Here is a 12,664-nt window from a genome sequence, read left to right on the forward strand (position 1 = left end):
ACAAGAGGATTTAGAAGCATTCAAAACATTATTAGAGATGATTAGCGAAGCGCAAAGAAAAGAAAATGCTACTGTTGTAGACAAATGTTAGAAAATCCTATTCCCTAACTTTTATTTACGCGTCCCGTACTTTAAAAAAGATATATAAAATCAATTATCTATATAGATAAAAAGAGGTCTTGTTATTTCTAGCAATAAGAATAGTATTAATCAGTTAGTTTTTATAAACTTTAAAACATTGCGACAAAAAGAAAAAGTTTGACTCAGTCGATGGAGAATTGCGCTTTTCTCATATTCTAGAGGACGAACCTGAAGTGCTACGCTGGACATGAAACCATGTCCCAGTTTTCTTATAATAGACTACCAAGAAGGCCATACTTACGAACCATATTTTATTGTTGAAACAGAAAAAGTTCCATATTTGTGCGAGATAAAGCGTGATGTCTCTCTTTATTCGTTGAGATATAACATATTTGTAGCATGAAGAGTAAATTTATTAAAATCATGATAAGAGGGAAATAGGAACCTTATAGGTGTATCATCATAGGATTAAGTCGTTTTGTTGAGAGCTATTTCTATTTTTGCCAAAAGGTTTTTGATATATTTATTATTATTTCGTAATAGTGGATGTACTTTATTTTTTATGTGCAAGAAAGCTGATTGATTGTGTAAAATAGCGTTCAAAAATTACATTATTCTTATCCTGTTAAGGACATTTTTTCTAGTGAGGGTTTTGCAATTGCAATGCTCTTTTTCTCATTCTAAATTTTGGTTAGAAAAAGCGTATAGAGGTGTTATTTTAAATTTAAGATATGCATCTTCCATTGTTGGTGTTACTGTTGTAAAAAATGATATTTTATTTGATACGCATAAAGTGTTACCAAGAAGATCGATGTATAGATAAAATTTAGATTGTTACAATAGCTTGAAAAAGCAATGGGTAAATAATTGATAATTGTGCTACGAAAGTTGTTAGATGGGCGTGTATCAGCAATTCTTAATAAAAAATTTTTTCTTGATAGTCGTTTTTTTTCAAAATACTGCTCTTTTTATGCAAAACTTATGTTGGTAAGCTATGCAGTTTTCACGGGAACAGGATAATGCATTGAAGGCTGTTGCCGCGTGGTTGAAGGAAGGGCGTTCTCCTCTTTTTCGCCTTTTTGGCTATGCGGGGACGGGTAAGACGACGCTTGCGCGCTATTTTGCAGAAACAGTTGATGGTTCTGTTCAGTTTGCTGCTTTTACAGGGAAGGCGGCGCAGGTTTTACGTTCTAAAGGTGCAAGCAATGCTTGTACGATTCATTCGCTGATTTATTGTCCACGTGGTGAAGAGGAAGTTTCCGATGAAATAACAGGAAAAAAGTCTATCGCTCCAACATTTACATTAAATCGAAGAAGTGCTGCTGCACAAGCTAAACTCATTATTGTTGATGAGTGTTCGATGGTCGATGAAAAATTGGCGCGTGATTTAATGAGTTTTCGGACGCCAATTCTTGTTCTTGGTGATCCAGGCCAATTGCCTCCTATATCAGGTGGAGGATTTTTTTCCAGTGGAGAACCAGATTTTCTTCTTTCAGAAATTCATCGGCAAGCGCGAGATAATCCGATTATACGTCTTGCTATGGACGTGCGTGAAGGACGCGATATTGCTTATGGTGACTATGGTGAAGCCCGTGTTGTTACACGTAAAGAGGTCAATCAACAATTGGTTTTGGATGCTGATCAGGTATTGGTGGGGGTTAATCGTACGCGCTACCTTTATAATCAGCGTTTGCGTGTGTTAAAAGGATTTACAGCAGATTATCCGCAAGCAGGAGATAAGCTGGTGTGTTTGCGAAATGATCCTATTAAAGGTTTGTTGAATGGCTCTTTATGGAAGGTGATGACTTCACAGAAGGAGACAGTTAAACCGAGTATTAATCTTCTTGTTAAACCAGAAGAAAGTGAGCGTGGGGTAGCAAAGATTAAACTTTTAAAAGCAGCGTTTGAAAACCCTGATCAAGAAATTTCATGGCAATTAAAAAAGCGATATGATGATTTTGATTATGGGTATGCATTAACGGTTCATAAGGCGCAAGGTTCTCAATGGAATAATGTCGTTTTGTTTGATGAAAGTTTTGCATTTCGTGATATGTATGCGCGCTGGCTTTATACGGGAATTACGCGCGCAGCAGAACGTTTAATGATTGTTCGATAGAAAAAAATATGTATATCATCTAAGTTTCAGATGGAAAATGCCTTTTTTCTATCTTTGTTACACACTATAAAAAAATGGAAATGGGCATGGCGGTAAAACTTTCGGTTAATCTTAATGCTGTTGCTGTTTTGCGTAATCGACGTAATCTTCCGTGGCCAAGTATAACGAATATTGGGCATATAGCGCTTGCTGCTGGAGCAGCAGGTTTGACGGTTCATCCACGCCCTGATGAAAGGCATATTCGTTTTGCGGATTTGCCAGATATATACTGTTTAATCAAGAACGCTTTTCCTACAGCTGAGTTTAATATTGAAGGTTATCCCAGTGATCAATTTTTAGATATCGCTGAAAACTACGCGGATCAGATTACCCTTGTTCCTGATGATCCAGATCAGTCAACGTCTGATCATGGTTGGAATTTTGCTCATGATGCAGAATTTTTAGCACCTATTATTCAGAATTTAAAAAAAAGAAAGATTCGTGTATCCCTTTTTGCTAACCCTACTGTCGATGGTCTTGATATTGCTAAAGCAATGGGTGCTGATCGTGTGGAATTTTACACGGGACCTTACGGTGGTGCATTTCAGGACAAAATAAAACAAGTTCAAGAGCTCAATAAACTTGTTGTAGCAGCAATAAGAGCAAAAGAGTTGCAGTTAGGTATGAATGCAGGGCATGATCTGACAATTATGAATCTTCCTGCTCTTGTAAAAAAAATTCCTTGGCTTGATGAAGTTTCTATTGGCCACGGGCTCATTGCTGATGCATTAGAGTATGGAATGCATGAGACTGTTCAGCGTTTTATCCGGTTATTATCGTAACCTTTTTTTCTCTATAAAAATTGGAAGAGAAATTTTTATAGAGGTTTGCCAATTTATCTTAAAAAACAATTTTATACATGTTGAGATAAGTAGCACTATTAGCATACATTATAAAATATTCTATTTTCCTCTGTTTATTGGTAGCTTTCTATTTTTTGTGTATGAAATGCTTTTTTATATACCATCCATTATGAGGAAATTTTACCAAATCTACTTACTATAATTTCTTTGAAGGGAGAAGAAATAGGGTTTTGAAAGTATTTCCATTATAAAGGAGTGCGTAGGATTTTAATGGATCAATACACAAATTTTCTTGATATTTGAGCTCATTTTCGGGTTATCTGTAAATAGTATAACGTAAAATCTCCTTATGAGTAAGCTTAATGCAATAGGAGCTGTTAAATAGAATGATGATATCGACTTGTAGCTTTATGAAGTAAAGAGAGTGGTGTGCAATAAATCTTAGACTATTATAGGGGATTCTTGAAAAGGGCTCGAGCATATTAAATTTTTTTTATAAGGCGCCATAAATGGATAACATAATGGCCGTATGGGGGTGTTCTTTTTTGCGTGAGAAGCGTGGATATTAAAGAACGTAAAAAGTAAAAACATCCTCTCTATTATTCTAAAGATATTGTTGTATATGCTTTTGAAGGTTGTATTAAAACAATACTTGTTATTTTGTAATTTTTCTTGCTATCCATATTGATTTGGTTCATGTTAAAAATTGTATGTTGTATCTGAATTTTTAGAATATAGCGTTTTGTTGCACGATAGAAGAGTAGAATATTAGCTAAATTTTCTTTAGAAATCTTATTTTGTGTAATTATTATTTTTGTAGAATAGCAGTTGAAGTTATTTGGGGATCTGTATATGTTTTAGGAATGTTTGGGGATTACAGTTTTTTCTATGCAATATGTAAACTTTAAAATTATTCAATTGCTGTGTTCTTATAAGCGGTGTTTTTTGTCTTTATAAGTGTGTGATGCACTAAAATAATGTTTCTTATTTAATAAAAATAATCTGAAATCCAGTTTAAATAGAGAAAGAAGGAATTTTTTTATGCGTGTTTATTATGATCGTGATGCGGATGTTAATCTCATTAAAGGGAAAAAAGTAGCCATTGTTGGTTATGGTTCTCAAGGGCGTGCGCACGCTTTAAACTTGAAAGATTCCGGTGTTAAAAATGTGCAAATAGCTTTGCGTTCAGGGTCGGAAACAGTTAAAAAGGCTATGGCCGATGGTTTTGAAGTGGTGAGTGTTGCTGAAGCAGCAAAATGGGCAGATCTCATCATGATGGCAACACCAGATGAATTGCAAGCTGATATTTATAAGGAACATATTCATGATCATTTACGCGACGGGGCAGCAATTGCTTTTGCTCATGGTTTAAGTATTCATTTTGGCTTGATTGAACCTAAAAAAAACGTTGATATTGTGATGATTGCTCCTAAAGGTCCAGGTCATACAGTTCGTAATGAATACCAACGGGGTTGTGGTGTTCCTTGTTTAATAGCGGTGGCGCAAGATGCTTCAGGGCATGCACATAATGTAGCATTGTCTTATGCATGTGGACTTGGTGGTGGACGTGCTGGGGTGATTGAAACAACATTTAAAGAAGAGTGCGAAACTGATCTTTTTGGTGAACAAGCGGTTCTTTGTGGTGGTCTTGTTGAATTGATTCGAGCAGGTTATGAAACACTAACGGAAGCAGGTTATGCACCGGAAATGGCTTATTTTGAGTGTTTGCATGAGGTTAAACTGATTGTTGATCTCATGTATGAAGGGGGCATTGCAAATATGAATTATTCGATTTCTAATACAGCTGAATGGGGTGAATATATGTCTGGTCCACGTGTGATTACGGATAAAACCAGAGCAGAAATGAAACGTATATTGAAAGATATTCAAACGGGTAAATTTACATCGAATTGGATTCAAGAATATAAAGCTGGTGCTGCTCATTTTAAAAGTATGCGGCGTTTAAATGATAATCATCCTATTGAAGAAGTTGGTAAAAAACTTCGTTCTATGATGCCTTGGATAAAATCGAATGCTTTGGTTGATAAAGAGCGTAATTGAAGATTCTACAGAGATATTTTGTCAATAGCTTTTATAATTTTATAGATAAATATCAAAAAAGGGTAACTTTAGTTACCCTTTTTTATATGTTTTTTGTAATATAAGCTTTATTTTTTAATTTTTTGCATAATTCTTTTTCCCAAAAAGAAAGTATACAATTCCTAAAAATATGAACCATGCTGGAGTGTATTTTAAAGCTATGGCAGTGTCAGCTTCTAATGACAGTAAATAGATAATGAATGCAAAGAAAACAAGAAGCGCCCAACACATAACAACACCTCCTGGCATTTTATAAGGAGAGACAGTATGCTGGAGAGGACGATTGCGGCGATAGATGATATAGCTGATCAAAATGATAGACCATACAAATATAAACAAAGTTGCGGCAATTGTCGTAACAATTGTAAAAGCAGCTATGAGTGTTTGAGATAACGATACAACGGCATAACCAAATAAGATGCATATACATGAAAAGAATAATGCGTTGGCTGGAACGTGGTTACGAGAAAGTTTTCCTAAAAATTTAGGAGCACCTTTTTGTGTTGCTAGCCCATATATCATACGGCTGGTAGAAAAAATTCCACTATTTGCTGAAGATGCGGCAGCTGTGAGGACAACAAAGTTCATCAAACCTGCAGCAGTTGGAATACCAATAAGTGCATACATTGTTACAAATGGGCTTTTTTCTGGACTGATTTGATCCCACGGCGTTACAGACATAATCACAAGAAGAGAGAATATATAAAAGAATACAATGCGGATTGGTATTGAATTAACAGCCTGTGGTAAAGCTTTTTGAGGCTCTTTTACTTCAGCAGCAGCTGTTCCAGCGAGTTCAATGCCAACAAAAGCAAAAATAACAATTTGAAATCCAGCAAAAAAGCCTGTAATTCCTCGCGGAAAAATATTCCCACCGTTCCATATATGGCTAAGAGAAGCAACTGTACCGTTTGGAGAGACAAAACCGGTAAAGATCATATAAAATCCTACAACGATTAGGACTAGAATTGCTACGATTTTGATAAAACCAAACCAAAACTCAAGTTCGCCAAATAGTTTTACGGCGACGAGGTTAAGAATTAAAAAGGACATAAGACCAATTATAACAGGAATCCACGGATTGAGCTCAGGCCACCAAAAGTGTGTATAAGTGACAATAGCAATAATTTCAGCAGTTCCAGTGACAATCCAACACAACCAATATGTCCAGCCGATAAAGAATCCGGCACATGGCCCTAGAAGATCGGTTGAGAAGTCAATAAAAGATCGGTATTGTGTATTAGAAAGCAATAACTCTCCCATAGCACGCATGACAAAGTATAGAGCACAACCAATAATTGCATAAACGAGTAGAATTGAGGGGCCTGCTACACTGATTGTTTTTCCTGATCCCATGAAGAGACCTGTTCCAATCGCTCCACCAAGGGCTATAAGTTGTATGTGTCGGTTATGTAGTCCACGTTGCAATTTCTTCTTAGGTTTTTTTTCTAAATTTTGTTTGTTCATTTTTGGGAAGTTCTCCTTAGTTATTTTTAAATAAAAATTACCCTAAAAAAGGTAATTCCTTCTATCGGAACACGCTATGGTTAAGGAGTAAAGGAATTTTTTTCTATGACTATATGTGAATAAAGCAAAAGCATTATTAACTAATGGAATAATTATTTTATATATAAGAAACAAAAGATAAAGTGTATTATATTTTTTTGATTTTTTATGTTTTATACATAAGTTATATATATAATATATAATATAATTTATATTATAAATTATTATTATTTGTATATAAATAATAATTTATATTTATGTATATTTATTTATAGTAATTTATTGTATAAATATCTTTATATTTAAAATTATTTATTAATGTAGATTTTTATATATAGAAAAATATAAATAAAATTGTAAATTTATTAAATATAAAACTTTATATATAAAGAAAATAAGTTTAAGTAGTTAAACTATTATTTAAAATATGAAAAAACATATTTAAAATTTATCTTTAAGTATTTATATTTAAAATTTATTACAAATAGAAAAATATTTTCATAGAATCTTTTTTTATTGCAGATAGCTATTAAGATATATTCTGTTTAGAGCTATATTTTTAATTTTGATAAAAAATTGAATATAAATTTTTTTTGGGGGGGAAGTTTTAGATAAAATCTCATGTTTTATTAGTAAACAATGTCAGTGAAGTTTATAGAGAATTCTTTACAGAATAGCTCGTTCTTATCCTATTATACAGTAAAGTACTGTTGTGTAGAGTAGTGATATAAAGCATATAACATTTTACACATTAAGTATTTTTAGAATGGGTGGTGAGTGTTCAGGGCAGGGCTAGCCCATAGAGCCTTATGTAGGTGAACCATATAAATGATCAGCAGCATTCCCCCTTAATAAGCCGGATTGTTTACAAACCGGTGCCGGTAGGAATCGTCGTTTTTTGATGTTTGGGGAGGAGGTTAAGTAGAAAAAGGGTAATTAAAATTACCCTTTTTTGAGATGTTTTTATGTATAGACTTTATTTGTTACCTTGAGTTATTTTTTTCTTTACAAACATAAAATACATTATACCCAAGAAAACAAACCAGAATATACTATATTTTAAGGCTAGTAGAGTATCAGCTTCTAATGTCAACAAATAGAGCATGAAAACAAAGAAAACTAAAATTATCCCACACATGACAACACCTCCTGGCATTTTATAAATGGATTCAGCGTGTAGATGAGGGCGATTGCGACGATACACAATATAGCTAATCAAAATTACAGACCATACGAATAAAAATGCAATAGCTGAAATGCTTGTCACAATTGTAAAAGCACTTATGAGGCTTGGAGAGAGTGAGGCAATTGTATACCCTATTAAAATACATAAACAGGAAAAGAATAGAGCATTGGCTGGAACATGGTATCTGGAAAGTTTACCTAAAATTGGAGGGGCACCTTTTTGTGTTGCAAGCCCATATATCATACGGCTGGTAGAAAAAATACCACTATTTGCTGAAGAGGCAGCTGAGGTGATAACGACAAAGTTTACCAAGCCAGCAGCTATCGGAATGCCTGCAAGCCAAAACATCGAGACAAAGGGGCTTTTATCTGGAACAATTTGATCCCAAGGTGTGACAGACATAATTACAGCGAGAGAAAAAATGTAAAAGAGTACAATACGGACCGGTATTGCATTAATTGCTTTGGGGAGAACTTTTTTAGGTTCTTTTACTTCAGCAGCGGTTGTTCCAGCAATTTCTATACCAACAAAAGAAAAAATGGCAATTTGAAATCCAGCAAAAAAACCTGTCATTCCTCGCGGAAAGATATTGCCATCGTTCCATACGTGATTGAGAGAAGCAACCGTACCATTGGGAGAGGTAAAGCCCGTAACGATCATATAAAATCCCACAACAATTAATGCTAAAATTGCGACGACTTTGATAAGACCAAACCAGAATTCAAGTTCACCGAATAGTTTCACGGCAAAGAGGTTAAAGATTAAAAAGACACTAATGCAGGTAAAAACGGTAAACCATGGATTGAGTGTTGGCCACCAAAAGTTCATATAAGTGATGATGGCAATAATGTCAGCAGCTCCAGTTACAACCCAGCTCAACCAATAGCTCCAGCCAACAAAGAAAGCGATTCCCGGTCCTAGCATATCGGTTGAAAAATCAATAAGAGATCGGTATTGTGAATTAGAAAGCAACAATTCTCCCATAGCACGCATGACAAAGTATAGAGCAAAACCGATAATAGCATAAACGAGTATGATGGAAGGACCTGCTACACTAATTGTTTTTCCTGCCCCCATGAAGAGACCTGTTCCAATAGCACCACCAATGGCTATAAGTTGTACATGTCGGTTGTGTAGTCCACGCTGCAACTTATTCTGAGAATTATCTTTTAAATTTTGTTTGTAGCTCATTTTTTGGGGGTTCCCTTTAATTATTTTGAGATTAAATTACACTAAAAAAGCATTATTTCGTATCGAAGCATGATATAAATGAGGTGTAAAGGAAAAAAACGTTTTTTATGATTTTGTGTGGATAAAGAAAAGAATATGTTTTAGGAATATGCTTTTGAAAAAAGAGAATGTTGTCCTCTTAAATAACGTAACAGATATTTGAATAGGGAGCTTTTTTTGTTATTAATAACAAATAAATTGTTCATTAAAAGACGTGGGGCTTTTAAAATTATTTCAGAAAGTTGTCAGGAGTTTTTATAATTTTTTGAAACTTATTATTTGTAATCAGTGCATTATTTATTATTATTCATAATGGTGAGAGTTTTACTTTTTGCTCAAATAGCACTCGAGAGTTCTCATCTTAGTTTAAGAAACAATTTTTAATGGAAAATTAAAATGATTTTTAAAATCATTTTTTTGTTTGTATGGTGCTATCATAAATCAAAAAGTTACTTTTGTTTCATAAACGAAAAGAGGAATATCATAGCTTATTTTTTTAAAAGTGATGAATAAGGATTTTGTTTAGATATTGGTAACATTTTATAAAATGTTGCGAGAAACTCACATTGTTTACACAAAGTTTACACAAACGTCCTTGAGAGTATGATAAAGAAATGCAACGTAATTCAGTTATATAAAGAAAAAAAGAACTGGGGATTGTATAAGCTCTGTTAGAGATTGAGCTATTCATAGTGAGAGACAGAATCAGGAAAAGATTGCTCTATTAACTTTACAATTTGTTATCAAAAGATAAAACTATCCAAAGAAAATGAAAAAAGAAAACAGAGATAAAACTGTTCCTGTCGCAATGTTAATCGAGCCTTTTACCCGCTGCTTTTTTAAGGCGGTACTGGCAAATGATATAAAAATGGTCATTAAAGTAAACCATGCAAAGATGTTGAAAGAATGTATTGTGACAAGTTCAAAACCTTTTTTAATGCTACCTCCAGAAGCTAAGAATTTTGGAAAAGCTGCTATGTAAAATATAGATACTTTGGGGTTTAGTATTTGTGTCAGAAAACCGTCCATATAGCTGGTTAAAAGCTTTGTTTCACTCGTAGCATGCTTTTCATTCGTTGAACTTCTTTCTTTTGAATTTAAGCTGTGTATTCCAGATTTAATTGATTTAAAGCCCATGTATAATAAATAGCTGCCACCTATGAGTTTTACTAAAAAAAAACAGCGTTTTGTTGTTGAGAATGAGCGCTGATACACCTAGGTGTGGAAAATGCCCCATGCACATATGTTGCTGTACACAATCCTAAAACGTTTACAAATGCGTTCTTTCTTCCCAATCTCGTTGCATTATCGATGATAAGGGCCATATTCGGCCCCGGTGAGATGACTAAAAAAAATGAAACAATGAAAAAGGTCAGTATTTGATGATTCATTTTACTTTTAGCTCTGAAATTAATTGATTTTCGAGATACAATTCTATTCTGTCAAACTGAGAAAGTTTTCCGACACCCTGTGGAGTGCCTGTGTATATGAGATCACCACGTCTTAGCTGAATGTAGTGACTTAAAAATGAGATTATCTTCTCAAAGTTAAAGATCATATTTTTCGTATTGCCAACTTGTCTTGTTTTGCCATTTAACTTCATTGCAAAGGTTATTGGGTTGTTTATTTTTTCCTTGTTTATGAAGTCAGAGACGTATGCGGCGCCTTTAAATCCTTTCGATAAAAGCCAAGGAAGCTTTTTTTCTTTCAGTTTTGTTTGCAAATCCCGCGCTGTGAGATCAAGACCTATTGCTACGGCATCATAGCATTCTTCTGCTTCTTCCTCCATGATCATGAAAGCGTCCTTTGAGATTTTGAGCACAATTTCGGTTTCAAAATGTATTTCTTTGGAAAAATTAGGGAGATAAATTTCATTGCCTAAAACGAGTGAACTTTTTGGCTTGCTAAAGATAACGGGTTCATCTTCAACAACATTACCTAGTTCATGAACATGTTCAACATAATTGTATCCAACACAGTAGATGTCATTTATCATGGGAGCCCTCCAAATTTTTCATTTTCTCTTTGTATAGGCAAGCGAAAACTTTGCAAACAACATTTTTTCTTATATCGCGTTTTGCGTTTTCTGAAAAAGAAGCATTGTGTGGGTTGATGACTAACCATGATGACAGTTCTTCGCATTGGCTCTCTTTTGAAGAGTGCCCAATCTTATAGTCTTTGAGATTATTTTAATTTTGATTGCCAATTTCCTGAAATGATTTTATTACTTAAAGAGTGATTTTGCTCGTCTACGCAGCGATTAGTAGGGTCTGAAAGCCCTAAAGTTCGATCATAAATGAGCCCACTCTGTGGGTGTCTCGGAATTATGGGATATTTTTCTATGTCTAGGTGCGATGAGCACTAAAAGTAAAAAAAAGCTCACTCGAACTCAGTACTTTCAGGCTCTCGGAATACTAATGCGAGGGTGTTTGCACTCAGCGGGGGGAGCTTAAGAGTGAAAAGAAAAAAGCTACATTTTAACGACATTTCTATAGGCAAAAAATTCGCTTTCAAAGAACAATGCTGGGAATGTCGCAAAAGCAATTAGGGCACCAATTAGGGGTAACTTTTCAACAAATCCAAAAGTATGAGAAAGTCTCTGAGGGTTTAAAAGAAGCAGACCGTGGCAAACTTATTATGGCATTTGAAACGGAGAAGATTTTTACCATCTTTAAGATAGCAGAACAAATAACCAGAACTGGCAAGCGTGTTTTGTTTTTCGTGCCTTTTCTGACTTTGATGTCACAAACGATAAGAGAATGGACACGCTATACAGAAGTGCCGTTTCGTTCCTTTGCGGTGTATTCTGATACATAAGTTGGCAAGCATCGAAAAACAAAGATGCTGTTGTTGAACTTGATGTTTCAGATCTTGCTCTATCAGCTACCAACTGATGTTCAAAAGCTTTGAAAAAAACAAATAAAGTCTTAGCGAATGCAATGACCGTGGTGTTTGCTACTTACCAATTAATCCAAGTGATTGCGGATGCGCAAAAGAAATACGGTTTACCAGAATTTGATCTGATCATTTGTGAAGCAGTACAGGCTAAGGCAGTAAGGTAGAACCTTTTGTTGTAGAAGCCAAGGAAGTAGCTGAGACTGCGAAGACAACAGCGGAAGAAGCGATGAATGTTGCGGAGCAAGCAGAAGAAGAGGCTGATACGACGAAGCAAGGGCTTGGAGAGGTCAAGAGTTCATTAGACACGGTGACAGCAACGACAAATTCTGCGAATACAGCCGCCTCTGAGGCAAAAGTGTTAGCGGAAGAAGCGAAGAGTGCGTTGACAGAAGTTCAAGAGAAGGCACAGAGGAACAGTGACAGTCTTTCTGAACTTCAAAGTAAGGTAGGTTCTCTTTCCACTAATTTTTTAGAGGATGTGCGTTTTGATCAGCTTTACAGGCTTCTGGAAGCCGATCCGGAAAATAGAAAAGGTCTTGTGATCAATAACGGTGCATGTTTTTGCGTTCATCATGGTGGTGAGAATGGGGGTAGGTTCCTCTTTTACCACGTTCCAGGGCGTGGAAGGCTGTCGTTTATCGAAGATCCTGAAGCAGGAAAGGATTATATTATATATATCTCATCTTAAAAGATCAGACGAATGAG

The 12,664-nt window shown here is 35.0% G+C and carries 10 protein-coding genes; 6 read left to right on the forward strand and 4 right to left on the reverse strand.

Annotated elements, in window-relative coordinates:
• The first annotated feature begins 1,075 nt into the window (after nt 1-1,075).
• The 3 genes from ACFILH_RS04935 to ilvC all read left to right on the forward strand — a co-directional run bounded on the left by ACFILH_RS04935 (nt 1,076) and on the right by ilvC (nt 5,100).
• A complete protein-coding gene (locus ACFILH_RS04935) occupies nt 1,076-2,197 on the forward strand; it encodes an ATP-dependent RecD-like DNA helicase (RefSeq protein WP_375654581.1) in 1,122 nt (373 codons plus the stop codon).
• An 86-nt stretch (nt 2,198-2,283) separates the two neighbouring features.
• Nucleotides 2,284-3,018 carry a pyridoxine 5'-phosphate synthase gene (locus tag ACFILH_RS04940; RefSeq protein WP_375667015.1) on the forward strand — a complete coding sequence of 245 codons (735 nt, stop codon included), beginning with the start codon at nt 2,284-2,286 and terminating at the stop codon, nt 3,016-3,018.
• A 1,062-nt stretch (nt 3,019-4,080) separates the two neighbouring features.
• Nucleotides 4,081-5,100 (forward strand): ketol-acid reductoisomerase, encoded by a 1,020-nt coding sequence (gene ilvC, locus ACFILH_RS04945; protein ID WP_375631483.1) that lies wholly within the window; start codon nt 4,081-4,083, stop codon nt 5,098-5,100.
• A gap of 114 nt (nt 5,101-5,214) precedes the next feature.
• Here ilvC and ACFILH_RS04950 read toward each other — a convergent pair whose 3' ends face one another.
• The 4 genes from ACFILH_RS04950 to ACFILH_RS04965 form a co-directional block, all read right to left on the reverse strand.
• Entirely contained in the window at nt 5,215-6,606 is a 1,392-nt protein-coding gene (locus ACFILH_RS04950) for an amino acid permease (RefSeq protein WP_273790746.1), read from the reverse strand.
• 1,015 nt (nt 6,607-7,621) lie between these two features.
• Nucleotides 7,622-9,022: an amino acid permease gene (locus ACFILH_RS04955; RefSeq protein ID WP_273791432.1), complete on the reverse strand. Its 1,401-nt coding sequence runs from the start codon at nt 9,020-9,022 to the stop codon at nt 7,622-7,624.
• A 795-nt stretch (nt 9,023-9,817) separates the two neighbouring features.
• Nucleotides 9,818-10,198, reverse strand: a complete 381-nt coding sequence (locus ACFILH_RS04960; protein WP_375658205.1) for a LysE family translocator — start codon at nt 10,196-10,198, stop codon at nt 9,818-9,820.
• Between the two features lie 250 nt (nt 10,199-10,448).
• A complete protein-coding gene (locus ACFILH_RS04965; RefSeq protein ID WP_375667460.1) occupies nt 10,449-11,057 on the reverse strand; it encodes a fumarylacetoacetate hydrolase family protein in 609 nt (202 codons plus the stop codon).
• 533 nt (nt 11,058-11,590) lie between these two features.
• On the opposite strand from ACFILH_RS04965, the gene ACFILH_RS04970 reads away from it, so the two are divergent.
• The 3 genes from ACFILH_RS04970 (at nt 11,591) to ACFILH_RS04980 (ending at nt 12,647) form a co-directional block, all read left to right on the forward strand.
• Nucleotides 11,591-11,878, forward strand: a complete 288-nt coding sequence (locus ACFILH_RS04970; RefSeq protein ID WP_375667461.1) for a DEAD/DEAH box helicase family protein — start codon at nt 11,591-11,593, stop codon at nt 11,876-11,878.
• A 122-nt stretch (nt 11,879-12,000) separates the two neighbouring features.
• Nucleotides 12,001-12,123, forward strand: coding sequence for a hypothetical protein (locus ACFILH_RS04975; protein ID WP_375643592.1), 123 nt, complete (start codon nt 12,001-12,003; stop codon nt 12,121-12,123).
• 62 nt (nt 12,124-12,185) lie between these two features.
• Nucleotides 12,186-12,647, forward strand: a complete 462-nt coding sequence (locus ACFILH_RS04980; protein ID WP_375667462.1) for a hypothetical protein — start codon at nt 12,186-12,188, stop codon at nt 12,645-12,647.
• Nucleotides 12,648-12,664 lie beyond the last annotated feature (17 nt).

This window comes from Bartonella sp. CL435QHHD (assembly GCF_042195095.1).
GTDB lineage: Bacteria > Pseudomonadota > Alphaproteobacteria > Rhizobiales > Rhizobiaceae > Bartonella.